This is a genomic window from Pseudescherichia sp., from assembly GCF_031979925.1.
In the GTDB taxonomy this organism is placed as follows: Bacteria; Pseudomonadota; Gammaproteobacteria; order Enterobacterales; family Enterobacteriaceae; genus Pseudescherichia.
In genome coordinates, this window is the sequence record NZ_DALZFB010000004.1 from 344,680 (window position 1) to 369,547 (window position 24,868).

A 24,868-nucleotide genomic window follows, 5' to 3' on the forward strand; every position below is an offset into this window, starting at 1 on the left:
GACCGCCAGCATGTTGATGATCACCTCTTTTGCCAACCCGCGCGTCGCCCAGGCGTTTGTTGATTATATGCAAACCCAGGGCGTTGTTTTGACTATTCAACACCACCAGACCAGCGACGTCTGGCTGGCGGACGAGAGCCAGGCCGGGCGCGTGCGTGAAGAGCTGGCGCGCTTCCAGCAGAACCCGGAAGATCCGCGCTACCTGGCGGCCAGCTGGCAATCAGGGCAGATTGACAGCGGCCTGCACTATCGCCGCTACCCCTTTATCGCTACCCTGCGCGAAAGGGCCGGGCCGGTGACGCTGATCGTGGCGCTGCTCTGCGTGCTGGTGTTTATCCTGATGAGCACCCTCGGCGACCAGATTGTCATGGTCTGGCTGGCGTGGCCCTTCGATCCCTCCCTGCGGTTCGATCTCTGGCGCTACTTCAGTCACGCCCTGATGCACTTTTCCGTCATGCATATCCTCTTCAACTTGCTCTGGTGGTGGTACATCGGCGGGGCGGTGGAGAAGCGCCTCGGCAGCGGCAAGCTGATTGTGATTACCCTTATTAGCGCTCTGCTCAGCGGCTATGTGCAGCACAAGTTTAGCGGCCCGTGGTTTGGTGGCCTCTCCGGCGTGGTGTACGCCCTGATGGGCTATGCCTGGCTGCGGGGCGAGCGCGATCCGCAAAGCGGTGTCTATTTGCCGCGCGGCCTGATAGCCTTCTCCTTAATATGGTTAATTGCCGGCTGGTTTGATCTGTTTGGCATGTCTATCGCCAACGGCGCGCACGTCACCGGCCTGGCCGTGGGACTGGCAATGGCGTTTGTTGATACGCGAAAACGAACATAAAAGCTCAGGAACATTGCAATGAAACAGACACAGCGCCACGATGCCATCATCGAGCTGGTAAAAAAGCAGGGCTACGTCAGTACCGAGGAGCTGGTGGAGCAGTTTGCCGTCAGCCCCCAGACCATTCGCCGCGATTTGAACGACCTGGCCGATCAGAACATGATCCTGCGCCATCACGGCGGCGCGGCGCTCCCCTCCAGCTCGGTGAACACCTCGTGGCACGATCGCAAGGCCACCCAGACGGCAGAGAAGGAGCGGATTGCCCGCAAGGTCGCCAGCCAGATCCCGGACGGGGCGACGCTGTTTATCGATATCGGCACCACGCCGGAGGCGGTAGCCCATGCGCTACTGGACCACAGCAACCTGCGTATCGTGACCAACAACCTTAACGTCGCCAACACGCTGATGGTAAAAGAGGACTTCCGCATTATTCTGGCCGGGGGCGAGCTGCGAAGCCGCGACGGCGGGATTATCGGCGAGGCGACGCTCGACTTTATCTCCCAGTTTCGCCTCGACTTCGGCATCCTTGGGATCAGCGGCATCGACGCCGACGGCTCGCTGCTGGAGTTTGACTACCATGAGGTGCGCACCAAGCGGGCAATTATCGACAACTCACGTCACGTGATGCTGGTGGTGGATCACTCCAAATATGGCCGTAACGCGATGGTTAACATGGGCAGCATCAGCATGGTGGATGCGGTCTATACCGACGTGCTGCCGCCTGCTGGCGTGCTGGACGTCATTAAGAGCCACAATATCCAGCTGGAACTCTGCTGATGCTGCAACGCCGGGCGGCACTGCGTTTGCCCGGCCTACCGCTTATACTCCGTAACCCATCATCTGTAATAGCTGCTGCGCGTGCTGCACCGCATCTTGGCGGTGGGCCACGCCCAGCTTCTGGTAGAGGTTGCGGATATGGGTTTTGATGGTGGTCGCGGCAACCGCCAGCTCGCCGGCAATCTGCTCGTTGCTGTAGCCAGAGTAGATGAGACCCAGCACCTGCCACTCCCGCTGGGTCAGCGGGCTGGTGCGGATCAGCTCCGGCACCTCCGGGTGGGTCAGCAGCCGCTCAACAAAGCGCTCATCAAAATGAGCATACTTGTGGCGGTGGTGCTGGTTGATGTCGCGCAGAATACGCTGGGCGCGGTGACCCTCCAGCTCCGGCAGAGCGTTAAGCTGGATCAGCTGACGCAGCTGCTGCGCCATCGCCTCACCTTCAATCACGAAATGGCTAATGAAGCCGGTGCGGTTTGCCAGCGTCAGGGCCTCCAGCAGCACCCGCTGGGCGTCGTTTTTGCGTCCGGACTGCCAGTAGAGCTGGTTGAGCAGCAGCAGGTTACGGTTCAGATCGCTCATCAGCCGCAGGCTGCGCGCGTTCTCGTTCAGCTCTTCCAGCACCATCTCCGCTGACTCCGCGTCTCCCAGCAGGATCTGCGCCCGGGCTACGTTGCGCCACTGGCTCTGACGAAAATGGTTGTTAGCAAACTCTGACTTCGGCGTCTGGCGCAGCCACTGGGCGGCGGCCTGTTTATCGCCGGTCATCTGCCAGTAGATCACCCGCACCTTGTCAGCATTTGATACCCAGTCGCTATGGTACTGCCCGTTGCCTAGCAGGTTCTCCAGCCGGTTAAGGTGGCTGCGGGCGTTATCCAGATCGCCACGCGCTAAAGAGTTCTGTACCAGCAGGGCCAGGCACTGCAGCTGCTGCTGAGGCTGATAGGCAGAGAGCACGGTCATACCCTCTCTGGCGGCAGCCTCGGATTCATCAAGACGTCCCCATGCCCACAGCAGCTGGGCGCGGATGCGCAGTAAAAATTCATGCAGCGGCAGCTGTTCAAGATGCTGCTCGCGGATAAGCGTAAAGGCTTTATCCTGACACTCCCAGGCGGCTTGCAGAAAGCCCTGGGCAAACAGGATCTCACACTGTTGGATCATGCTCCACAGCGCGTAGTGCCAGACGTCGTGGCGGCGTGCCATCTGCTCGGTTTGCTGCATCAGGGTAAGGGAGTGGCTGAGCAGCCCCTTGCAGTGCAGCACCTCACCGTGCACCGAGGTGGCCACGATGCGGCTGTAGAAGTTAGCCAGCGGTAGCTCGTCGAGGGCGATCATCGCCAGCCGCTCGGCTTCCACCGGATCGCCGTCGTTAATGGCGACCTGGGCGCGCAGGGCGTTAAAGTCGCCGTGCAGCGCGTGATCCGCCGTCATATCCATCTCCTGCTCGGCGCGGGCCAGCAGGGTATTCACTTCGCTATAGCGGTGCTGGCTCTGCATCAGCCAGGCCTGCAACAGCACCAGACGTGGGTTCTCCAGCAGGCTCTCCCACGGCAGCGCCTTTAACGACGCCTCCAGCAGGGTCAGCTCGCTGTGGTTAAACAGTCCCCACGCATGGTGCAGCAGAATATCGCGCAGCATTATGCCGTCGCCCGCCGCTAAGGCATGATGGATGGCCTCGCTCGGGAAGCCCTGTGCCATCCAGCTTTCTGCCGCCGCGCGGTGGATATCCGGCAGCTCGGTAGCCAGCTCCCACTGGCAGCGCTGGCGTAAAAAGCTGCCAAACAGCGGGTGATAGCTAAACCACTCTCCGGAGTCATCCATACGCTGTAAAAACAGCCCCTGACGCTCGATCTCTTCCAGCCGCATCTGACCGTTCTCTTCGCCAGTGACGCGGACAATCAGCGCATCGTTCATTGAGCGCAGCAGGGAGCTTTTCAGCAGGAATTGACGGGTAGTGGAATCAATATTGTCCAGCACCTCGTCCACCAGATAGTCTGACAGATGGCTGGCGTTGATCCCCGCCAGACGCCGGGCGGAGTGCTGGGTTGAGCTGTTGTTTTGCCGCGCCGAGAGGGCAATCAGCTGCAGCGCGGTAGCCCATCCGGCCACGTCGTCGCACAGGCGGCTGCTCTCTGCCGCTTCAATCGGTGCATTCAGGCGGCAGTCAAAAAACTGCTTCGCCTCCTGATGGGTGAAGGCCAACTGCTGGCTGCTCACCTCCAGCAGCTGATCGCGCACGCGCAGGTTGGCAATGCCCAGCTGCGGCAGGTTACGCGACAGCACCACCAGGGTCAGGTTTTCCGGCTGGTGGCGCAGGAAAAAACGCATCGCATCGTGGATAACCGGGTTGGTCACCAGATGATAGTCGTCGATAACGATATAGAGCGGGCGCTGCCACTCCGCTAGCTCAATAAAGAGCTGCGAGAAGAGCGAGGGGAGGCTGGCGTACTGGCGTTTCTGCGCCATCGCCTCGCTGGAGACGCAGTGGCCGCCGGTGGCCTGCTGCACGGCGGCAACGAGATAGCTGGCGAATCGCTCCTGCTGGTTATCCCCTTCGTCGAGGGAGAACCAGCCCAGGTCGTCTTTACTGGCGGCCCACTGTGAGATAAGCGTCGTTTTGCCATAGCCAGCCGGGCTGGTCACCAGGGCTAAACGAAAATTGTTCGCGCCGGAAAGTTTAGCCAGCAGGCGTTCGCGGACCACAGTATGGTCAAGACGAACCGGGCGACTTAATTTAGACGGAATCAACATAGTTATCACTTCACTGTGAGGGAACGAAAAAAAGGAATTTTTTTGAGCTTCGTAATTAATAACCAATAAGTTCGGTCAGAATGGATTTTATTGCAAGTTATGTCCGAATTTTACGGCGCTGATTTTGCACCAAGTCACATTTCTATAACCTGGCTGAATAAAACGCCCGACAGGTAGCGAGGGCAGGTGGTAACTAGCCTGCGGGCAAATGGAGCAGAATGTAATATTCACTTTTGGCACAGTAAGAGTAGGCCGTTGATATTCACAATCCATAGGTCAAAGGTGGTAATTAATAGGGGAGAAAGGTGAGGGCTGTTAATATTTGTATCCACGTTTCGCCTGAGTAAATTTAAATTCATGGATGTATGTATGAAACGCCATTTCATTTTGTTGACCGGCCTCCCGGTTACCTGACGTTAATTTCCTCATACTTTCGTACCAGTTTCTATGCAGTCTGGCCGTTGAATTTTTGAGTAATTCGCGTTTTTACAGCTAACTTTAAGTGGCAGCGATCACACTTTTGGCTCATCCCTGCGGCTCCTCCTGGCCTTTTCCCCGGCAGGATGAGGAAGTCAACGTAGGGGCCAGGCAAACTAGCATTAACGTTGTTTTTACTTACAGGATCCCCGTTTGCTATGTCACAGCCAACCTTTAACAAAGCTCAGTTTGCCGCCGCCCTGACGCGTCAGTGGCAGCGTTTTGGTCTCCATGCTGCCGATGAGATGACGCCACACCAGTGGTGGCACGCAGTCAGCGGCGCGCTGGCAGAGCAGCTTGCTGCCCAGGCGGTCGTCAAACCCGCAGAGGATCAGCGCCACGTAAACTACATCTCAATGGAGTTCCTGATTGGCCGCCTCACCGGCAACAACCTGCTTAACATGGGCTGGTATCAGGAGGTGAGCGATCTGCTGCAAACGCATAACGTCAACCTGACCGATCTGCTGGAGGAGGAGATCGATCCGGCGCTGGGCAACGGCGGGCTGGGACGGCTGGCGGCCTGCTTCCTCGACTCGATGGCGACGGTAGGCCAGCCGGCGACCGGTTACGGCCTGAACTATCAGTATGGCCTCTTCCGCCAGTCCTTTGCTGACGGACAGCAGCAGGAGGCCCCGGACGACTGGCATCGCGGCAGCTACCCCTGGTTCCAGCACAATTCCGCGCTGGATGTGAAGGTTAATCTTGGCGGCAAGGTGAGCCGGGACGGGCGCTGGGAGCCGGCCTTCTCCCTGATTGGCGAGGCGTGGGATCTGCCGGTGTTGGGCTACCGTAACGGCGTGGCCCAGCCTCTGCGACTGTGGCAGGCAAAGCACGCCCATCCGTTTGACCTGACCAAATTTAACGACGGCGAGTTCCTGCGTGCTGAACAGCAGGGCATCGACGCCGACAAGCTAACGAAAGTTCTCTATCCCAACGACAACCACACCGCGGGTAAGAAGCTGCGCCTGATGCAGCAGTACTTCCAGTGTGCCTGCTCGGTGGCGGACATTCTGCGTCGTCACCATCTGGCCGGACGCAAGCTGGCGGAGCTGCCGGACTACGAAGTGATCCAACTGAACGATACCCACCCGACCATCGCCATTCCAGAGATGCTGCGCGTGCTGATCGACGAGCATCAGCTGAGCTGGGATGAGGCATGGTCGATTACCAGCCGACTGTTTGCCTATACCAACCATACGCTGATGCCGGAGGCGCTGGAGAACTGGCACGTGCAGCTGCTGAAGCCGCTGCTGCCGCGCCACATGCAGATCATCAAAGAGATCAACGACCGCTTTAAGAAGCAGGTAGTGAAAACCTGGCCAAACAATGAGGCAGTATGGGCGAAGCTGGCGGTGGTCTATGACGGCCAGGTGCGCATGGCTAACCTCTGCGTCGTCAGCGGCTTTGCGGTCAACGGCGTGGCGGCGCTGCACTCGGACCTCGTAGTGAAGGATCTCTTCCCGGAGTATCACCAGCTGTGGCCGAACAAGTTCCATAACGTTACCAATGGCATTACTCCGCGCCGCTGGATCAAGCAGTGCAACCCGGCGCTGGCTGCTTTAATCGACAGCACCCTGAAAAAAGAGTGGGTCAACGATCTCGACCAGCTGCTGGCCCTCGAGAAGTATGCCGACGACGCCAACTTCCGCCAGCGCTATCGCGCTATCAAGCAGGAGAACAAGACACGTCTGGTGGAGTTTGTGAAAGCGCGTACCGGCATCGTCATCAACCCTGACGCTATTTTTGATATTCAGATCAAGCGCCTGCATGAGTATAAGCGCCAGCATCTGAACCTGCTGCACATCCTCGCGCTCTACAAAGAGATCCGCGAGAACCCGGCGGTGGACCGCGTGCCGCGCGTCTTCCTGTTTGGCGCTAAAGCTGCACCGGGCTACTACCTGGCGAAGAACATTATTTTTGCTATCAATAAGGTGGCGGAGGCGATCAACAACGACCCACGCGTGGGCGACAAGCTGAAGGTGGTCTTCCTGCCGGACTACTGCGTCTCGGCGGCGGAGAAGCTGATCCCGGCGGCGGACGTCTCCGAGCAGATCTCCACCGCAGGGAAAGAGGCCTCCGGTACCGGCAACATGAAGCTGGCGCTGAACGGCGCGCTCACCGTCGGCACGCTGGACGGGGCAAACGTCGAGATTGCCGAGAAGGTAGGCGAAGAGAATATCTTCATCTTCGGCCATACCGTGGAAGAGGTGAAGGCGTTGAAGGCCAAAGGCTACGATCCCGTGAAGTGGCGTAAGAAAGACAAGCTGTTGAATGCGATCCTCAAAGAGCTGGAGAGCGGTAAATACAGCGACGGCGACAAGCATGCGTTCGACCTGATGCTGCACAGCATCGGCAAGCAGGGGGGCGATCCCTATCTGGTTGCCGCTGACTTTGCCGCCTACGTTGAGGCGCAAAGACAGGTTGACGTGCTCTATCGCGACCAGGAGGCGTGGACCCGCGCGGCGATCCTCAACACCGCCCGCTGCGGCATGTTCAGCTCCGATCGCTCAATTCGTGACTATCAAAACCTGATCTGGCAGGCCAAACGCTAAGGAGCGCCATGGAAAGTAAACGTCTGGCTGACGCCGCGCTGGCGGCGGGCATTAGTCCTAACTACATCAACGCCCACGGCAAACCCCAGTCAATTGGTGCCGACACCAAACGGCGTTTGCTTAACGCGATGCACCCCGCTGCGGCCAAAAAGGCGGCAGCGGCGCCTGTTCCACAGGTTAAGGTGCTGATCCACGGCAAAAGGCTGTCGTTGCCCATCGAGGGCAGCGGCGAGTTCAGCTGGACGCTCGCGACCGAAACGGGCGAGCAGCACCAGGGAACGTTCCGCGATAAGAAGCGAATGACGCTGCCAGCCTCGCTGGCAGAGGGCTACCACACCCTGACCCTGCGGCAGGGTAAAAAGCAGTGGCAGTGCCGGGTGATTGTCGCCCCGCCGCGCTGCTATGAACCCGAGGCGCTGCTGGCGGGTAAGAAGCTGTGGGGCGCGACCGTTCAGCTCTACACCCTGCGCTCGGACACTAACTGGGGCATCGGCGACTTTGGCGATCTGAAGGCGATGCTGGTGGAGGTGGCGAAGCGGGGTGGCTCTTTTATCGGCCTTAACCCGGTTCATGCCCTCTACCCGGCGATGCCGGAGAGTGCCAGCCCCTATAGCCCCTCCTCGCGCCGCTGGCTTAACGTACTCTATATCGACGTCAACGCGGTGGAGGATTACCGACGCAGCGACGAGGCGCAGGCGTGGTGGAAGATGGAGTCTACCCAGAAGGCGCTCAATGCGGCACGCGACAGCGAATGGGTCGACTATGCCGGCGTCACCGCCCTCAAGCTAGCGGCGCTCAAAATGGCGTGGCGGCTGTTTGCCGATCGGGCTGATGATGACGAGCAGATGGCAGCGTTTCGCGGCTTCGTGCAGCAGCAGGGGGAGGGGCTCTACTGGCAAGCGGCGTTTGACGCTCTGCATGAGTACCAGGTGAAAGAGGATGAGATGCGCTGGGGCTGGCCGGTATGGCCGGAAGCCTATCGGCGCACCGATAGCCCGCAGGTAAAAGCTTTCTGCCAGGAGCATGCCGACGAGGTGGATTTCTATCTCTGGCTACAGTGGCTGGCCGCCGTTCAGCTCGCTGAGTGCTGGGAGACCAGCCAGGGCTTTGCGATGCCGATTGGCCTCTACCGCGATCTGGCGGTAGGCGTTGCCGAGGGCGGGTCAGAAACCTGGTGCGACCGCGAACTTTACTGCCTGGAAGCCTCCGTGGGTGCGCCGCCGGATATTCTGGGGCCGCTGGGGCAGAACTGGGGCCTGCCGCCGATGGATCCGCATATCATCACCGCCCGTGGCTATGAGCCGTTTGTTCAGCTCCTGCGGGCCAACATGAAGAGCTGCGGCGCGCTGCGTATCGACCACGTGATGTCGCTCCTGCGCCTGTGGTGGATCCCCTACGGAGAGACGGCGGATCAGGGGGCGTATGTTCACTACCCGGTGGATGACATGCTGGCGATCCTTGCTCTGGAGAGTCAACGCCACCGCTGCATGGTGATTGGCGAAGATCTTGGTACCGTGCCGAAGGAGATCGTCAGCAAGCTGCGCGATAGCGGGGTCTACTCCTACAAGGTGCTCTACTTCGAAAGCGACGATAAAAAGCGGGTGCGCGCCCCGCAGGACTGGCCTGCCCAGTCGATGGCGGTCGCCACCACGCACGACCTGCCGACCCTGCGCGGCTACTGGGAAGCGGACGATCTGACCCTCGGCAAGACGCTCGGGTTGTATCCGGACGAAGAGGTATTGCGTGGGCTGTACGCGGATCGCGAGCGGGCTAAACAGGGCCTTCTGGACGCTCTGCATCAGCACGGCTGCCTGCCGAAAAGCACCGGGCGCAAGGTTGCCCGCATGGCGATGAATGCCACCCTCAACCGGGGCCTGCAACGCTATATTGCCGACAGCAGCAGCGCGCTGCTGGGGCTACAGCCGGAGGACTGGCTGGATATGGCGGATCCGGTCAACGTGCCGGGCACCAGCTACCAGTACAAAAACTGGCGGCGCAAGCTGTCGACGTCGCTGGAGAAGATGTTTGCTGATGAGAAGGTGAACAGGCTGGTGAAGGATCTGGACAAGCGGCGCAGAGCGACCGTGAAGAAGTAAATAATCACCCGGCGGCGCTACGCCGCCGGGCACATCAACTAAATCACCATTCCCAACAGCAGACAGCCGATCAGGCCGCACACCGCGATAATGGTCTCCAGCGCCGACCAGGACTTCATGGTCTCACCGATGCTCAGGTTGAAATACTCTTTGAACAGCCAGAAGCCTGGATCGTTCACGTGGGAGAAGATCACGCTGCCGGAGCCGACGGCGATAACCATCAGCTCAGGGCTGACGCCAGTGGTGGCGATCAGCGGAGCGGCGATACCACCAGCGGTGATGGCGGCAACGGTAGCAGAGCCGAGGGCGATACGCAGCACGGCGGCAATCGACCACGCCATAAACAGCGGTGACAGGTTGGTCGAGTGCATCATAGCCGCGATGTATTTATCCACGCCGCTGTCCACCAGAACCTGCTTGAACGCGCCGCCGCCGCCGATAATCAGCAGCATCATGGCGATGATTTTAATCGAGGAGGTGATGGTCTCGGTGATCTGATCCATCGAACGACCACGGTTAAGACCGAAGGTAAAGATGGCGATCAGCACTGCAATCAGCGTCGCCATCACCGGGTCACCAAAGAACTCAGCGTAGGCGAGCAGCGGGTGGCCTTTCGGCAGGATCATCTCGGCGACAGCACGACCGGCCATCAGGATCACCGGCACCAGCGAGGTCCAGACGCTAACCGCAAAGCTCGGCATCTCCGCTTCGCTAAAGGTTTTCGCGTTGTAGAGGCCTTCCGGGATCGGCTTATCGATTTTCTTCAGGAAGCGTGCATAGACCGGGCCAGCCAGGATTACGGTCGGAATAGCCAGCAGCGTACCGTAGAGCAGGGTTTTACCCATATCCGCGTGGAAGATCGTGGCGATAGCGGTCGGGCCAGGGTGCGGCGGCAGGAAGCCGTGGGTTACGGAGAGAGACGCAGCCATCGGCACACCGACGTAGAGCAGCGGCACGCGCGCTTTCGCGGCGATGGTGAACACCAGCGGCAGCAGCAGCACGAAGCCCACCTCATAGAACAGGGCAAAGCCGACGGTGAAGCCGGTTAACACTACCGCCCACTGGATATATTTCTGACCAAATTTGGCAATCAGGGTGGTGGCGATACGTTGGGCACCGCCGCAGTCCGCCAGCATCTTACCCAGCATGGCACCGAAGCCCATGATCAGCGCGAGGCTGCCAAGGGTACCGCCGACGCCAGCTTTAATCGAGGCGATCACTTTATCCACCGGCATTCCTTGCAACAGCCCGACGGCAAGCGCCACCAGGATCAGTGCAATGAAGCCGTTCAATTTAAAGCGGATCATTAACAGAAGTAATAGAGCAACACCGAGAGCAACGATGATGAGTGGCATGATTTACCTGGCCTTTATGATGTTATGGGTAACGCTTATCTAAAAAGTCGCTGGCTTAATAAGTAGTTTTAACTGCACGGAGGGATGATACGGGTAACATGCGGGCGAATAGAATCACTTCGGCCGGGTAAATTTAAGAAGTGCGACGTGGGTCATATTATAAAGCGGGGTGAAGAGGCCCGGCAGGCGGGCCACCGGGCATAACATCAGAAGGCAGGTCGATCAGTAGTAGGAGTGTTCGCCGCGCTGGTGCTCGGTCAGATCGCGTACGCCCTTCAGCTCAGGGAACTCGTTCAGCAGCTGCTTCTCGATCCCCTCTTTCAGCGTGACGTCGACCATTGAGCAGCCGTTACAGCCGCCGCCAAACTGCAGAATGGCGTAGCCTTCGTCGGTGATCTCCATCAGCGTCACACGGCCACCGTGGCCAGCCAGCTGCGGGTTAATCTGCGACTGAAGCAGATACTCAACGCGCTCCATCAGTGGGGCATCGTCAGAGACCTTACGCATTTTGGCATTTGGCGCTTTCAGCGTCAGCTGTGAACCCAGCTGGTCGGTCACAAAGTCGATCTCCGCATCGTCCAGATACGGAGCGCTCAGCTCATCGACATACGCGGTCAGCAGAGAAAAGGTGAATGCGGTATCAGTTGCTTCCACTGCATCCGGCGGGCAGTAAGAGACGCCGCACTCGGCATTCGGAGTGCCTGGATTGATCACAAATACGCGGATTTGTGTTCCTTCTTCCTGATTTGCCAGCAGTTTGGCAAAGTGCGCCTGGGCAGCGTCGGAAATATGGATCATAGCAATGGCCTAAATAGTTGACTGTTTTACTTGGTTATAATACGCCCATCATCGCGCCTCTACAAGGTGCGACACAGGCACCATACCTGAACAGTCGCCGCGCCGCCCTGCATCAGCAGGCGGGTGATCTCCGCAACGGTGCTGCCGGTAGTGACGACATCATCCACGATAGCGATATGGAGGCCGTGAAGAGGCAATTCAAGGCGAAAGGCATTTTTCAGATTGCTTTTTCGGCGGCGAGCGTTGAGAAAGTGCTGGGTCAGGGCCGGGCGAACGCGGGTCAGGGTTTCGCTGGCGTAGCGGCAGCCCAGCCAGCGCGCCAGCGGGCGGCAGAGCAGCTCGCTCTGATTAAAGCCTCGCTGCCACTGGCGGCGCGAATAGAGCGGTACGCTGACGATGCGGTCCGGCAGCGCGAGCTGCGTCGTACGTCGGGCATTCTGTATCGCCAGCAGCTGTAGCCGGGCCAGCGCCGCAGCCAGCTCCGGCCGACGGGAAAATTTCAGCTGGTGGATCAGCGCGCTAAGCGGCGGCGCATAGGCGCTGACCGCCACTAGCCTCTGCCACGGCGGCGGCTTTTGCAGGCAGCGTCCGCAGGGTAGGGTCGGGCTGGCGGCGGGCAGGCCGCACTGTGGGCAGACCCTGTCAGCGAGGCGAGCCGCTCGACAGCAGACGGAGCAGAGTCCTGAATGGGGCAGGGCGAGCGGCATTCGGCATAGCCAGCACAAGCCTGGCACTGTTAGCATAAAGACCCTCCTGGATAAGAGAAGAGAACAATAGCGGATGAACGACATCTGGTGGCAAACCAAAGGCGAAGGAAATTGTCATCTTGTGCTGCTGCACGGATGGGGACTGAATGCCGAGGTGTGGGATTGCATTACGGCGGATCTGGCCCCGCACTTTACGCTGCACCTGGTGGACCTGCCGGGCTATGGTCGCAGCACCGGCTTCGGCGCGATGACGCTGGCCGAGATGACGAAGATTGTGTTGGCCCACGCGCCAAAAGAGGCGATCTGGCTTGGCTGGAGCCTGGGCGGGCTGGTAGCAAGCCAGGCGGCGCTCAGCGCACCCGATCGCGTGAGCGCCCTGGTGACGGTTGCCTCCTCACCCTGCTTCAGTGCTGAAGGTGACTGGCCGGGCATCAAGCCCGAGGTGCTGTCAGGCTTCCAGCAGCAGCTGAGCGACAACTTTCAGCGCACGGTAGAGCGTTTCCTCGCCCTGCAAACCCTGGGGACGGAGACCGCCCGGGATGATGCCCGCAAGTTGAAGCACGCCGTGCTGGCGTTGCCGATGCCGTCGGTTGAGGTGCTCAACGGCGGGCTGGAGATCCTGAAAACCGCCGATCTGCGCGCCCCGCTGGCAGAGCTTACGCAGCCGTTCCTGCGCCTCTATGGGCGTCTCGACGGGCTGGTGCCGCGCAAAATCGTTCCGTGGCTGGACGAGCTATGGCCACAGAGCGAGTCGCAGCTGTTTGCCAAAGCGGCACACGCGCCTTTTATCTCGCACCCTGAGGCGTTTTGTCAGATTTTGGTGGCATTTAAGCAGCAGCTGGCGAAACGGCTGGAGAAGACTAAAATTTAAACGTGTTGAGCTACTCGGCGTTCCAACAAAAGCGTAATGGCAACCACTACCTTATGGAGTAAAAGCTATGAAACGTGCAGCAGGTATCGTCGTATCTCTGGTTATTGGCGCACTCTCGTTTGGCGCGATGGCTGTGGAAGAGGTGCAAAAAGATAAGATTAAAGAGATGAATCTGACCAAAATCGGCACCGTCAGCACCTCGGATGCCACAGCGCCGATGGATGCCCGGGCGGAGCTGGTCAAAAAGGTTGAGGAGCTGGGCGGCAAGTACTATGTCATCACCAGCGCGGATCAGCCTGGCAAAGATATCCGCGCTACGGCGGACGTCTATAAGTAAGCTCAGTCAGGCGGGCAGCGCGCCCGCCTTCACCGTTTAACGCAACATCCACGACAATTATTTGCCGAACGCTCGCAGCAGCTTACCGCCGTTTTGCGGGTTGCCAGCAGGTTGACGTCGATTCGGCTTCGGGCGTGGCGCAGGCTCCCCAGCAGCAGGACGTTAAACAGTACTACCGCCAGAATGCAGACCAGGCTGTAGTGTGGATGGGCACTAAAGCTGGTCGTCTGGTAGAAAAGCGTTGCCAGCGAGTAAGCGATATTCAGCCCCCAGAGGATCGAGAAGCCCATCCAGCCGCGGCTGGCTTCACGGGCGATCGCCCCCATCACCGAGATGCAGGGGATATAGAGCAGGACAAAGATCAAATAGCTGTACGCCGCGGCGGCGCTGCCAAATTTTTCCCCCATCACCCCCATCGTGCCGGTTGCCATCTCGCCGTCGCCTTTGCTGGCCTCAATGGGATTAGCCAGCACGCTCAGGCTAAAGGTATCGGCCAGGCTCTGACCGGTCTCCTGCAATGCGCTAACAAGCTCGTCCGTCAGGCTGAAGGTGGTGGGATCAAACGTCTCCTGCTCAATATTTTCAGCGGTATAGAGGGTGTTCAGCGTACCGACCACCACCTCTTTCGCCATTGCGCCGGTGAAGAGACCGACGGTGGCCTGCCAGTTATCCTCGTGGACGCCAATCGGCTTGAGCAGCGGGGTAAAGACCCGGCTGACGGCCGCCAGCGCCGAGTCGTTGATGCTGGTCGCCGCCGTCCCGCTGAGCGTAAAGCTGTTCAGGGCGCTAAGGAAGATGCTGACGACGACAATCACCTTCCCGGCGCGCAGCACAAAGCCCTTCAGCCGCTGCCAGGTCTGGATCGCCAGGCTCTTCAGATGGGGAACATGGTAGACCGGTAGCTCCATCACAAAGGGCGACGCTTCGCCGCGCATGATGGTGTGCTTGAGCATCAGCCCGGTAAGGATCGCCATCACGATGCCGAGTAGATAGAGAGAGAAGACCGCCAGCGCCCCCTCCTTACCAAAAAAGGCGGAGGCAAACACGGCGAAGATGGCCAGCCGCGCTCCGCAAGACATAAACGGTGCCATCATGATGGTCATCAGGCGTTCCCGCGGTGCATCAAGGGTCCGCGCCCCCATTACCGACGGTACGTTACAGCCGAAGCCGACGATCAGCGGCACAAAGGATTTTCCCGGCAGGCCAAGAGACTGCATCAGGCGGTCCATTACAAAGGCCGCCCGCGCCATGTAGCCAGAATCCTCAAGGAAGGAGAGGAACAGGTACATCATGCCGATCTGCGGCACCAGCGGCAGCACGGTGTTGATCCCGCCCCCCACACCCTGGGCGAGGAAGATAGTCAGCCACTGCGGGAAGTGCAGGGTGTAGCCCAGCCACTGTGTACCGTGGATAAAGACGGCGACCGAACCGGCGTCAAAAAGGGGCGACAGCGCGCCGCCAATGTTGATGGCGAGCACAAACATGACGTACATCACCAGCAGAAAGATGGGCAGGCCCAGCACACGATTGATAATGATCCGATCCATCGCGGCGGTGAAGCGGCTCGGCTCGGCGGTGAGGGTGTTGCTGACCGTGTCGCAAACGGCGGCGATAGTCTGGTAACGGGCATCGGCAATGTGTAAGGCCGGATCGTCCATCTCCTTGCCGAGACGCGTCAGGGACGCTTCTAGCCTGTTCGCAGCTTCACCGGCATAGGCGCGGCTGTAGATATCGCCCTCCAGCATCTGCAATCCCAGCCAGCGGCGCTGCTGCAGCGGCATATTCGCTGCCATAGCCTGCGCCAGCGTCTCGGCTTCCCCCATCAGGGGTTGAGCGTAGTGAACCCGCTCGATATCGCTGTTGCGCTGATGACGATCGATAGCCATCTTCAGCGCCTCGATGCCGCGTCCGCGGGTCGAGACCAGCGGCACCACCGGGCAGCCAAGGCGGGCGGCGAGGGCGTCGATATCGATGCGGATCTGCTGCTTCTCGGCAATGTCCAGCATGTTCAGCGCGACGATGCAGGGGATGCCCAGCTCGAGTAATTGCAGCGTCAGGTAGAGGTTGCGCTCCAGGTTCGAGGCGTCGACGACGTTGATGAGCATATCGGCGTCGCCGCTGAGAATATAGTGGCAGGCGATCTGCTCATCGAGAGAGGTTTGCGACGAGATAGTGGTCAGCGAGTAGGTACCGGGCAGATCGACCAGCGTCACCTGCGCATCGGTGGTAGTAAAGGAGCCCTCTTTGCGTTCGACGGTGACGCCCGCCCAGTTGCCCACGCGCTGGCGTGCACCCGTTAGCTGATTAAAAAGGGTCGTCTTGCCGGAATTAGGATTACCAATAAGGCCAAGGGTTAATTTTTTCATCATAGCAGACTCATTGCGTGGAGCGCCGTTAACGCGGCAGAGCTTCCACCTCTAATAACGCGAGATCTTTTTTGCGTAATACCAGGCTGACGCGCCGGGTTTCAATATGAATAGGATCGCCCAGAGGTGCGACACGCACCACATTAAATGACGATCCGGGGAGCATGCCCAGAGAGAGCAATTTTTGCCGGTAGGCCGGGCTAATTTCACGGGAAAAACCCACGATTTTCCACGCGCTGGCTGGCGAGAAGGACATAGGACCTACTAGATCAATGGTTAAATAATCAACAGAACAATGGTAATGATAATAGTTTTTATCATCAATCATTAAAATGTGTGGGAGTGTTGAATTAGGTAAGAATGACTATTAGTTTTGATTTAGCTCAATATTCGCCGCTACTCTTTTAACAGCGAGAATTAATTAATATACGTTGTAGCAACATATAAAATTATATTTATTCACTTTGCAAATTGCGTAGGTCGAATAAGTCGTAGGCCGGGCAAACGCAGTGCCGCCCGGCATTACAATGTCAGTCTGGTAATGCCCGGTGGCGCTACGCTTACCGGGCCTACATCGTGGGCAGGAAACGCGTTACCGTTTTTTACCCATCGCCGCTGCCAGCGCATCCATCATCGCGCTGTTGCCAGCCGGCTGTGCCTCACGGCCACGCGGCTTCGCCGGGCGTGAAGCGGGTTCACGCTGTGCGCCATTGCCGCCGCCACGACGGGCGTTGCCTTCGCCTGGTTGCTCGTCCAGACGCATGGTCAGGGCGATACGCTTGCGGGGCAGGTCAACCTCCAGCACCTTCACTTTCACTATGTCGCCCGCCTTCACCACCGTGTGGGGATCCTCAACGAACTTATTAGCAAGGGAAGAGATGTGGACCAGGCCGTCCTGATGCACGCCAATATCAACAAACGCGCCGAAGTTGGTCACGTTGGTTACCGCACCTTCAAGGATCATCCCCGGCAGCAGATCGTTCATGGTCTCAACGCCATCGGCAAAGGTAGCGGTTTTGAACTCGGGACGCGGGTCGCGGCCGGGTTTCTCCAGCTCTTTGATGATGTCGGTTACCGTCGGCACGCCAAAGCGCTCGTCGGTAAAGTCGGATGCCTTCAGGCCGCGTAGATTACTGCTGTTGCCCATCAGGTCACGCAGGGAGTGCTCGGTCGCGGCCAGAATGCGCTCGACCACCGGGTAGGCTTCCGGGTGAACGGTGGAGGCGTCCAGCGGGTTATCGCCGTGGTTAATGCGCAGGAAGCCTGCACACTGCTCAAAGGCTTTTGGCCCCAGGCGGCTCACCTTCAGCAGCTGCTGACGGTTGTGGAACTGGCCGTTCTCGTCGCGCCACGCCACGATATTCTGCGCCATCATCCGCGTCAGGCCCGCCACGCGGGTCAGCAGCGGCACGGAGGCGGTGTTGAGATCGACGCCAACGGCGTTCACGCAGTCTTCTACCACTGCATCCAGCTTACGGGCCAGCTGGGTCTGGCTGACATCATGCTGGTACTGGCCGACGCCGATGGATTTTGGATCGATCTTCACCAGCTCCGCCAGCGGATCCTGTAAGCGCCGGGCGATGGAGACCGCGCCGCGCAGCGAAACGTCGAGACCGGGGAACTCCTGCGCCGCCAGCTCAGAGGCGGAGTAGACCGATGCTCCGGCTTCGCTGACGATCACCTTCTGCCCCTTCACCTGCGGGAACTGCTTCTGCACGTCGAGGTAGAAACGCTCGGTTTCGCGGGAGGCGGTACCGTTGCCGATTGCTACCAGCTCTACGTTATGCTTTTCGCACAGCGCAGCCACGATGGTGGCCGCTTTCGCCGCCTGGCCGGTGTGGGGATAGATGGTATCGGTCGCCACCAGCTTGCCGGTGCCGTCAACAACGGCCACCTTCACGCCGGTACGCAGGCCAGGATCGAGACCCATGGTCGCGCGCAGCCCGGCAGGGGCGGCCATCAGCAGGTCGTGCAGGTTGCGGGCAAATACGTTGATGGCTTCGTCTTCGGCGCGCTCGCGTACCGTGCCCATCAGCTCGGTCTCCAGATGCATCAGCACCTTGATGCGCCAGGTCCAGCTCACCACGCCTTTGCGCCAGCTGTCCGCCGGGGCGTTGTTCAGGCGCAGGCCAAGATGATCGCTAATAATCTGTTCGCAGTGGCTCTCTTTTGGCGGCTCGTCAAACTGCGGATCGGCATTCAGCGCCAGCTGCAACACGCCTTCGTTGCGGCCGCGGAACATCGCCAGCGCACGGTGGGACGGTACGCTGGAGATCGGCTCGTGGTGATCGAAGTAGTCGCGGAACTTCGCGCCCTCTTCCTCTTTACCAGCGACCACGCTTGCCGTCAGGTGGGCGTTTTTCCACAGGTAGTCGCGAACCTTCGCCAGCAGGGCGGCATCCTCAGCAAAACGCTCCATCAGGATGTAACGTGCGCCATCCAGCGCAGCTTTGCTGTCGGCTACGCCTTTATCGGCGTCAATAAACCTCTCCGCTTCGGTTTGCGGATCGTGAGACGGCGTGTTCCACAGCAGATCCGCCAGCGGCTCGAGGCCCGCTTCGATGGCGATCTGTCCGCGGGTGCGGCGTTTTTGTTTGTACGGCAGATAGAGATCTTCGAGTTCGGTTTTATTCAGGGTGCCGTTAATGGCTTTTGCCAGCTCGTCGGTCAGCTTGCCCTGGTCGCCGATGGACTTCAGAATCGCCTGGCGACGCTCCTCCAGCTCCCGCAGGTAGCCCAGCCGGGTCTCCAGGTTGCGCAGCTGCGTATCATCCAGCCCGCCGGTGACTTCCTTACGATAACGTGCAATAAACGGCACGGTGTTCCCTTCATCAAGCAGGCGAACGGCAGCTTCTACCTGTTCGGCTCTGGCCTGAAGTTCACCCGCAATAATGCGGCAGAGCGAATCATTCATCATGGCTATTTCATCTAGTGGATCGAGTAGTGGATCGAAAATCAGGGGGATAGTTATACGGACTGGCTGGCAAAAATGCCAGCCGGGGAGGATGCTCCAGGACTATTTAACGTACTCGATTTCGTTGACGTACCAGCTCGCCTCGCCGCCCGGCGTCTGGACGATCGCCAGGTCACCGACCTCTTTCTTCAGCAGCGCACGGGCCATCGGGGAATCGATGGAGATATAGTCCTTGCGGCCGAAAATCTCATCGTAGCCAACGATGCGAAAGCGTTTGCTGTCGCCGTCATCGTTTTCAATCTCCACCCAGGCACCAAAGAAGACTTTGCCCTCCTGCTGCGGGGAGTAATCAACAATTTTCAGGTTTTCCAGGCATTTCGTCAGGTATCTGACGCGGCGGTCAATTTCCCGCAGGCGTTTTTTATTATACTGATAGTCAGCATTCTCGCTGCGGTCGCCGAGGCTTGCGGCCCAGGTCACCTTTTTCGTGACCTCCGGGCGCTCCTGACGCCAGAGATAGTCCAGCTCTTGTTTAAGCTTGTCGTAACCTTCTCGGGTGATAAGTGGCGTTTTCATCCGGTTTCTGCCTTTAAGCTGCTGTTAAATATGCTTTGTAACAATTTCGACTAGAATGTATACCAGATTTAGCTGGTGGTCGGCGCACACTTTTTTAGAATACGCACTTATATTGTCCGAACCTTTGGGAGTACAAACAATGCAAGAGAATTATAAGATTCTGGTCGTCGATGACGATATGCGCCTGCGCGCACTGCTGGAACGTTATCTCACCGAGCAAGGCTTCCAGGTTCGCAGCGTGGCCAACGCAGAACAGATGGATCGCCTGCTTACCCGTGAATCCTTCCACCTGATGGTACTCGACCTGATGCTTCCCGGCGAGGACGGTCTGTCCATCTGCCGCCGCCTGCGTAGCCAGAGCAACCCGATGCCGATCATTATGGTCACGGCGAAAGGGGAAGAAGTTGACCGTATCGTGGGGCTGGAGATCGGCGCGGACGACTATATTCCGAAGCCGTTTAACCCTCGCGAGCTGCTGGCCCGCATCCGTGCGGTGCTGCGCCGCCAGGCCAACGAGCTGCCCGGCGCGCCGTCGCAGGATGAAGCCGTTATTCAGTTTGGTAAGTTCAAGCTCAACCTCGGCACCCGTGAAATGTTCCGCGAAGATGAGCCGATGCCGCTCACCAGCGGCGAGTTTGCAGTGCTGAAGGCGCTGGTCAGCCACCCGCGTGAGCCGCTCTCCCGCGATAAGCTGATGAACCTGGCGCGCGGTCGCGAATACTCGGCAATGGAGCGCTCCATTGACGTGCAGATCTCCCGCCTGCGCCGCATGGTGGAAGAGGATCCGGCGCACCCGCGCTATATTCAGACCGTCTGGGGTCTGGGCTACGTCTTTGTGCCGGACGGCTCTAAAGCATGAGGCGACTGCGCTTCTCGCCGCGAAGTTCCTTTGCCCGCACGCTGCTGCTGATTGTCACCCTGCTGTTTGTCAGCCTGGTGACAACCTATCTGGTGGTGCTGAACTTTGCCATTCTGCCCAGCCTGCAGCAGTTTAATAAGGTGCTGGCGTACGAAGTGCGTATGCTGATGACCGACAAGCTGCAGCTGGAGGATGGCACGCAGCTGGTGGTGCCCCCGGCGTTTCGCCGGGAGATCTATCGCGAGCTGGGTATCTCCCTCTACTCGAACGAGGCGGCGGAAGATGCCGGTCTGCGCTGGGCGCAGCACTATGGTTTTTTAAGCCAGCAGATGGCGCAACAGCTGGGCGGCCCAACGGAAGTGCGCGTTGAGGTAAACAAAAGCTCGCCGGTGGTGTGGCTGAAGACCTGGCTGTCGCCCAACATCTGGGTACGCGTACCGCTAACTGAGATCCATCAGGGCGACTTCTCGCCGCTGTTCCGCTATACCCTGGCGATTATGCTGCTGGCGATAGGCGGGGCATGGCTCTTTATACGTATTCAGAACCGACCGCTGGTGGATCTTGAGCACGCGGCACTGAAGGTGGGGAAAGGGCAGATCCCACCCCCGCTGCGCGAGTATGGCGCGTCGGAGGTGCGCTCGGTAACCCGGGCCTTCAACCAGATGGCGGCAGGGGTTAAGCAGCTTGCTGACGATCGTACCCTGCTGATGGCCGGTGTCAGCCACGACCTGCGTACGCCGCTGACCCGCATCCGGCTGGCGACGGAGATGATGGGCGAGCAGGATGGCTACCTGTCGGAGTCGATCAACAAAGATATTGAAGAGTGCAACGCCATCATCGAGCAGTTTATCGACTATCTGCGTACCGGGCAGGAGATGCCGATGGAGATAGCCGAGCTGAATGCGGTACTGGGAGAGGTAATTGCAGCAGAGAGCGGCTACGAGCGTGAAATTGATACCGCGCTGCATCCGGAGGAGATCTACCTGCGCATGCACCCGCTGTCGATTAAGCGCGCCATCGCCAACATGGTGGTGAACGCCGCCCGTTACGGCAACGGCTGGATCCGGGTTAGCAGCGGCAGTGAGGCGAACCGCGCCTGGTTCCAGGTAGAAGACGACGGGCCGGGCATTAAGCCGGAGCAGCGTAAGCATCTGTTCCAGCCCTTCGTGCGCGGCGACAGCGCCCGCAGCACCAGCGGTACGGGCCTGGGGCTGGCAATCGTGCAGCGTATCGTCGACAACCATAACGGCATGCTGGAGCTAAGCACCAGCGAACGCGGCGGTCTCTCGATTCGCGCCTGGTTCCCCGTTCCGGTAACCCGTGGTCAGAATAATGTGTAGGACGTAGGCCGGGTAAGCACAGTGCCACCCGGCGTTTTACACGCTTATAGTTTCGGCCCTGCGCTGACCAACGCCGCGCCCGCTGGCGTATCGGTATACTTCTCAAAGTTCTCAATAAACAGCTTCGCCAGCGCGGTGGCTTTTTCCTGCCACTGCTCAGGAGAGGCGTAGGTGTTACGCGGATCGAGGATCTGCGGATCGACGCCCGGCAGGCTGGTGGGGATTGCCAGATCAAAGATCGGCAGCGTAAAGGTGTCAGCCTTATCAATAGAGCCATCAAGGATGGCGTCAATAATGGCCCGCGTGTCCTTAATAGAGATCCGTTTCCCTGTGCCGTTCCAGCCGGTATTGACCAGATAGGCTTGCGCGCCCGCGGCCTGCATCCGTTTGATCAGCACTTCGGCATACTGCGTCGGGTGCAGAGAGAGGAACGCCGCGCCAAAGCAGGCGGAGAAGGTTGGGGTGGGCTCCGTCACGCCGCGTTCGGTACCGGCCAGCTTGGCGGTAAAGCCAGAGAGGAAATGGTACTGCGTCTGGTTAGCGGTCAGGCGCGAGACCGGCGGCAATACACCAAAGGCGTCGGCGGTCAGGAAGATAACCTTGGTGGCGTGGCCCGCTTTTGATACCGGCTTGACGATATTATCGATGTGGTAGATGGGATAGGAGACGCGGGTGTTTTCGGTCTTGCTGCCGTCGTCAAAATCGATGGTCCCGTCGTCGAGTACGGTAACGTTCTCCAGCAGCGCGTCGCGGCGAATAGCATTATAGATATCCGGCTCCGCTTCACGAGAGAGCTTGATGGTCTTGGCGTAGCAGCCGCCTTCGAAGTTAAACACGCCGTCGTCATCCCAGCCGTGCTCATCGTCGCCAATCAGGCGGCGCTTGGGATCGGTGGAGAGCGTGGTTTTGCCGGTGCCGGAGAGGCCAAAGAACACCGCCACGTCGCCCGCTTCACCGACGTTCGCCGAGCAGTGCATAGAGGCGACGCCCTTGAGCGGCAACAGGTAGTTCATAATCGAGAACATCCCTTTCTTCATCTCGCCGCCGTACCAGGTGCCGCCGATAAGCTGAATGCGTTCGGTCAGGTTAAAGGCAACGAAATTCTCAGAGTGAAGACCCTGCTCCTTCCACTGTGAGTTTGTGCATTTTGCGCCATTCATGACGATAAAGTCCGGCGTAAAGTCAGCCAGCTCCTCATCCGTCGGGCGGATAAACATATTCTTCACAAAGTGCGCCTGCCAGGCCACTTCGGTAATAAAGCGCACCGCGAGGCGGGTGTCGGCATTCGCCCCACAGAAGGCATCGATAATAAACAGCCGCTTGCCGGAGAGCTGCTGAGTCACCAACCCTTTCAACTGCTGCCATACCTCGGGAGAGAGCGGTTTGTTGTCGTTCTTGCCTTTGCCTTTATCTGCCCACCACACGGTGTCGCGGGTGACGTCATCGCGGACAATGTACTTATCTTTCGGCGAACGCCCGGTAAACACGCCGGTATCGACAGCGACAGCGCCAGAATTCGTCACTATGCCCCGCTCAAATCCTTCCAGGTCTGGACTGAGTTCTTCCTGATACAGCGTATCGTAGTCGGGGTTATAGACGATATCCTGAACATCATTGATACCATAAGCCTTGAGATCCTGCGGGGTTAAACGTTTAACGCGCATGTCACTGCTCCTTAGCCAATATGTATTGCCTGCGATTGTAGGGTTATTCTGAGGGGGTTAACCGCGACGAGGCTCATAGATTTATGCATCCAGGCAAGCCTTCGCTGGTGAAAACGCTGTTACAGGTACCCGTAAGCGAGACAAATTATGGCAGGATTCATCAGATGCATAGCGAAAATGCTCTATAAAGGCAAAACGCAGGTCAATTTATCGGTGAGATTGTGAGTGTAATCGCTTTCCGGTAAGCAAACAGCGCGCCGTCTGGCAACGGCGCGCTAAAAGGATCAATGTACCTGCGGATCGGCAGGAGAGGCGTTGTTGCGGATCTCCGCAATATCCATGGCGTTAAACAGATAGTGATTGCCACAGTAGTCGCAATGCATATCGATTTCGCCATCCTCCTCCAGAATGCTGTCGATCTCCTCATCCGGCAGCGTCTTCAGCGCCCCGGCGCAGCGTTCGCGAGAGCAGGTGCACTTAAACTCAACGTCCTGCGGATCGTAGAGCGTCACCTCTTCTTCGTGATAGAGACGCCACAGCACTTCATTCGCCGGCAGGGTAAGCAGCTCTTCCGTTTTGATGGTGTCGGTCAGCGTCGCCAGGTGTTCGAAGTCATTAGCGTCAGTATTCTGGGCTGGCAGCACCTGTAGCAGCATACCGCCTGCGGCTGGCAGGCCATCGACTTCACCGGTGCGGATGTAGAGGCGCGTCGGCAGCTGCTCCGAGCGCATGAAGTAGTCCTCCAGGCACGCTGCCAGCGTATCGCCTTCCAGGCCGACGACGCCCTGATAGCGCTCGCCCTCTTCCGGGGAGATGGTGATCACCAGATAGCCGTTGCCGACCAGGGTTTTCAGATCGGCATCGTCCGCGATCTCGCCCTGAACACGGGCCACGCCGCGCAGCTGCTGCTTGTTGTTGCCGTTGATGACCGCCAGGCTCATCGGGCCGTCGCCCTGCAGCTGGACGGTAATGTCACCGGCAAACTTCAGCGTAGCGGTCAGCAGGCTGGTGGCCACCAGCAGCTCCGCGAGGATGTTTTTCACCGGCTGCGGGTAGCTGTGGTTTTCAAGGATCTGCCGCAGGCTTTCGGATACCGTTACCAGTTCGCCACGAACAGCGTGGTTTTCAAACAGATAGCGGTGTAATTGGTCGTGTTGGGCCATAATTATCTCTCTGGAGGGCGACGACTACTCGTCATCACCGTATTTAAATTTCATCAGGTCGCGGCGCTCTTTTTTATCCGGGCGGCGCTCCGGGTGCGGCATCGTTAACGCGTTCATCTTGCGGGCCAGCGCCATCTTCTCGCGTTTTTCAATACTTTCAGCCGTCTCTTCATACAGCGCCACCGCCTCGCTTGCCGGGCGGCGCTGATCGGTAATGGCTTTTACCACTACCGTGCGTTCATCGTTTCCCTGACGCAGGGTCAGGGTGGCATTCAGCTCGACGATTTTACCCGGCTTGCTGCGTTGCCCGTTGTAGTGCACCTTGCCGCCCTCGATCATCTCGCGGGCCAGGGCGCGGGTTTTGTAAAAGCGCGCCGCCCAGAGCCATTTATCTAAGCGGACTTCTTGCGCGGGCTTCTCTTTCATCGCGTCTCCT

Annotated in this window: 19 protein-coding genes; 8 read left to right on the forward strand and 11 right to left on the reverse strand. The window is 58.9% G+C overall.

What is annotated here, in order from left to right; all coding sequences use genetic code 11:
• The first annotated feature begins 10 nt into the window (after positions 1-10).
• On the forward strand, positions 11-832 hold the full coding sequence (gene glpG / locus RTM13_RS09880; RefSeq protein WP_312211869.1) for a rhomboid family intramembrane serine protease GlpG: 822 nt from the start codon (positions 11-13) through the stop codon (positions 830-832).
• An 18-nt stretch (positions 833-850) separates the two neighbouring features.
• The gene (locus RTM13_RS09885; protein ID WP_312211870.1) at positions 851-1,609 is read left to right on the forward strand and encodes a DeoR/GlpR family transcriptional regulator; all 759 of its coding nucleotides are present in this window, start codon (positions 851-853) and stop codon (positions 1,607-1,609) included.
• A 42-nt stretch (positions 1,610-1,651) separates the two neighbouring features.
• Here RTM13_RS09885 and malT read toward each other — a convergent pair whose 3' ends face one another.
• Complete coding sequence (malT, locus tag RTM13_RS09890) at positions 1,652-4,357, reverse strand: HTH-type transcriptional regulator MalT (protein ID WP_312211871.1); 2,706 nt, start codon at positions 4,355-4,357, stop codon at positions 1,652-1,654.
• Between the two features lie 635 nt (positions 4,358-4,992).
• Between malT and malP the strand changes: the two genes are divergently transcribed.
• Both malP and malQ read left to right on the forward strand, forming a co-directional pair.
• Entirely contained in the window at positions 4,993-7,386 is a 2,394-nt protein-coding gene (malP, locus tag RTM13_RS09895; protein ID WP_312211872.1) for a maltodextrin phosphorylase, read from the forward strand.
• 8 nt (positions 7,387-7,394) lie between these two features.
• Positions 7,395-9,482 carry a 4-alpha-glucanotransferase gene (malQ, locus tag RTM13_RS09900; RefSeq protein ID WP_312211873.1) on the forward strand — a complete coding sequence of 696 codons (2,088 nt, stop codon included), beginning with the start codon at positions 7,395-7,397 and terminating at the stop codon, positions 9,480-9,482.
• 38 nt (positions 9,483-9,520) lie between these two features.
• Here malQ and gntT read toward each other — a convergent pair whose 3' ends face one another.
• From gntT to gntX, 3 genes are all read right to left on the reverse strand, one after another.
• Positions 9,521-10,837: a gluconate transporter gene (gene gntT / locus RTM13_RS09905; protein WP_312211874.1), complete on the reverse strand. Its 1,317-nt coding sequence runs from the start codon at positions 10,835-10,837 to the stop codon at positions 9,521-9,523.
• 222 nt (positions 10,838-11,059) lie between these two features.
• Positions 11,060-11,635 (reverse strand): Fe-S biogenesis protein NfuA, encoded by a 576-nt coding sequence (nfuA, locus tag RTM13_RS09910; RefSeq protein WP_312211875.1) that lies wholly within the window; start codon positions 11,633-11,635, stop codon positions 11,060-11,062.
• Positions 11,636-11,694: 59 nt separating this feature from the next.
• Positions 11,695-12,378, reverse strand: coding sequence for a DNA utilization protein GntX (gene gntX, locus RTM13_RS09915; RefSeq protein WP_312211876.1), 684 nt, complete (start codon positions 12,376-12,378; stop codon positions 11,695-11,697).
• A gap of 37 nt (positions 12,379-12,415) precedes the next feature.
• Between gntX and bioH the strand changes: the two genes are divergently transcribed.
• Both bioH and RTM13_RS09925 read left to right on the forward strand, forming a co-directional pair.
• Positions 12,416-13,213 (forward strand): pimeloyl-ACP methyl ester esterase BioH, encoded by a 798-nt coding sequence (gene bioH, locus RTM13_RS09920; RefSeq protein WP_312211877.1) that lies wholly within the window; start codon positions 12,416-12,418, stop codon positions 13,211-13,213.
• A gap of 67 nt (positions 13,214-13,280) precedes the next feature.
• Positions 13,281-13,550, forward strand: a complete 270-nt coding sequence (locus RTM13_RS09925) for a YdgH/BhsA/McbA-like domain containing protein (protein WP_312211878.1) — start codon at positions 13,281-13,283, stop codon at positions 13,548-13,550.
• 29 nt (positions 13,551-13,579) lie between these two features.
• Here RTM13_RS09925 and feoB read toward each other — a convergent pair whose 3' ends face one another.
• The 4 genes from feoB to greB form a co-directional block, all read right to left on the reverse strand.
• Positions 13,580-15,916, reverse strand: a complete 2,337-nt coding sequence (gene feoB / locus RTM13_RS09930) for a Fe(2+) transporter permease subunit FeoB (RefSeq protein ID WP_312211939.1) — start codon at positions 15,914-15,916, stop codon at positions 13,580-13,582.
• Positions 15,917-15,944: 28 nt separating this feature from the next.
• Entirely contained in the window at positions 15,945-16,172 is a 228-nt protein-coding gene (gene feoA / locus RTM13_RS09935) for a ferrous iron transporter A (RefSeq protein ID WP_312211940.1), read from the reverse strand.
• Between the two features lie 336 nt (positions 16,173-16,508).
• Positions 16,509-18,833 carry a Tex family protein gene (locus tag RTM13_RS09940; protein WP_312211879.1) on the reverse strand — a complete coding sequence of 775 codons (2,325 nt, stop codon included), beginning with the start codon at positions 18,831-18,833 and terminating at the stop codon, positions 16,509-16,511.
• A 99-nt stretch (positions 18,834-18,932) separates the two neighbouring features.
• A complete protein-coding gene (greB, locus tag RTM13_RS09945; protein ID WP_312211880.1) occupies positions 18,933-19,406 on the reverse strand; it encodes a transcription elongation factor GreB in 474 nt (157 codons plus the stop codon).
• 139 nt (positions 19,407-19,545) lie between these two features.
• Between greB and ompR the strand changes: the two genes are divergently transcribed.
• A complete protein-coding gene (gene ompR, locus RTM13_RS09950) occupies positions 19,546-20,265 on the forward strand; it encodes a two-component system response regulator OmpR (protein ID WP_042393138.1) in 720 nt (239 codons plus the stop codon).
• The gene (gene envZ / locus RTM13_RS09955) at positions 20,262-21,605 is read left to right on the forward strand and encodes a two-component system sensor histidine kinase EnvZ (protein WP_312211881.1); all 1,344 of its coding nucleotides are present in this window, start codon (positions 20,262-20,264) and stop codon (positions 21,603-21,605) included. The genes ompR and envZ overlap by 4 nt, the downstream gene beginning before the upstream one ends.
• Positions 21,606-21,649: 44 nt before the next feature.
• Here envZ and pckA read toward each other — a convergent pair whose 3' ends face one another.
• The 3 genes from pckA to hslR form a co-directional block, all read right to left on the reverse strand.
• Positions 21,650-23,269, reverse strand: coding sequence for a phosphoenolpyruvate carboxykinase (ATP) (pckA, locus tag RTM13_RS09960; RefSeq protein ID WP_312211882.1), 1,620 nt, complete (start codon positions 23,267-23,269; stop codon positions 21,650-21,652).
• A 284-nt stretch (positions 23,270-23,553) separates the two neighbouring features.
• Positions 23,554-24,432, reverse strand: coding sequence for an Hsp33 family molecular chaperone HslO (gene hslO / locus RTM13_RS09965; RefSeq protein WP_312211883.1), 879 nt, complete (start codon positions 24,430-24,432; stop codon positions 23,554-23,556).
• A 24-nt stretch (positions 24,433-24,456) separates the two neighbouring features.
• Positions 24,457-24,858 carry a ribosome-associated heat shock protein Hsp15 gene (hslR, locus tag RTM13_RS09970; RefSeq protein ID WP_312211884.1) on the reverse strand — a complete coding sequence of 134 codons (402 nt, stop codon included), beginning with the start codon at positions 24,856-24,858 and terminating at the stop codon, positions 24,457-24,459.
• Positions 24,859-24,868: the final 10 nt, after the last annotated feature.

Bases quoted from the DNA above. Each gene is read 5' to 3' on its own strand.
- malP (WP_312211872.1), top strand. From the start codon at position 4,993: ATGTCACAGCCAACCTTTAACAAAGCTCAGTTTGCCGCCGCCCTGACG.
- gntX (WP_312211876.1), bottom strand. From the start codon at position 12,378: ATGCTAACAGTGCCAGGCTTGTGCTGGCTATGCCGAATGCCGCTCGCC.
- RTM13_RS09940 (WP_312211879.1), bottom strand. From the start codon at position 18,833: ATGATGAATGATTCGCTCTGCCGCATTATTGCGGGTGAACTTCAGGCC.
- glpG (WP_312211869.1), top strand. From the start codon at position 11: ATGTTGATGATCACCTCTTTTGCCAACCCGCGCGTCGCCCAGGCGTTT.
- ompR (WP_042393138.1), top strand. From the start codon at position 19,546: ATGCAAGAGAATTATAAGATTCTGGTCGTCGATGACGATATGCGCCTG.
- hslO (WP_312211883.1), bottom strand. From the start codon at position 24,432: ATGGCCCAACACGACCAATTACACCGCTATCTGTTTGAAAACCACGCT.
- feoB (WP_312211939.1), bottom strand. From the start codon at position 15,916: ATGAAAAAATTAACCCTTGGCCTTATTGGTAATCCTAATTCCGGCAAG.
- nfuA (WP_312211875.1), bottom strand. From the start codon at position 11,635: ATGATCCATATTTCCGACGCTGCCCAGGCGCACTTTGCCAAACTGCTG.
- envZ (WP_312211881.1), top strand. From the start codon at position 20,262: ATGAGGCGACTGCGCTTCTCGCCGCGAAGTTCCTTTGCCCGCACGCTG.
- malQ (WP_312211873.1), top strand. From the start codon at position 7,395: ATGGAAAGTAAACGTCTGGCTGACGCCGCGCTGGCGGCGGGCATTAGT.
- feoA (WP_312211940.1), bottom strand. From the start codon at position 16,172: ATGTCCTTCTCGCCAGCCAGCGCGTGGAAAATCGTGGGTTTTTCCCGT.
- gntT (WP_312211874.1), bottom strand. From the start codon at position 10,837: ATGCCACTCATCATCGTTGCTCTCGGTGTTGCTCTATTACTTCTGTTA.
- hslR (WP_312211884.1), bottom strand. From the start codon at position 24,858: ATGAAAGAGAAGCCCGCGCAAGAAGTCCGCTTAGATAAATGGCTCTGG.
- RTM13_RS09925 (WP_312211878.1), top strand. From the start codon at position 13,281: ATGAAACGTGCAGCAGGTATCGTCGTATCTCTGGTTATTGGCGCACTC.
- bioH (WP_312211877.1), top strand. From the start codon at position 12,416: ATGAACGACATCTGGTGGCAAACCAAAGGCGAAGGAAATTGTCATCTT.
- RTM13_RS09885 (WP_312211870.1), top strand. From the start codon at position 851: ATGAAACAGACACAGCGCCACGATGCCATCATCGAGCTGGTAAAAAAG.
- malT (WP_312211871.1), bottom strand. From the start codon at position 4,357: ATGTTGATTCCGTCTAAATTAAGTCGCCCGGTTCGTCTTGACCATACT.
- greB (WP_312211880.1), bottom strand. From the start codon at position 19,406: ATGAAAACGCCACTTATCACCCGAGAAGGTTACGACAAGCTTAAACAA.
- pckA (WP_312211882.1), bottom strand. From the start codon at position 23,269: ATGCGCGTTAAACGTTTAACCCCGCAGGATCTCAAGGCTTATGGTATC.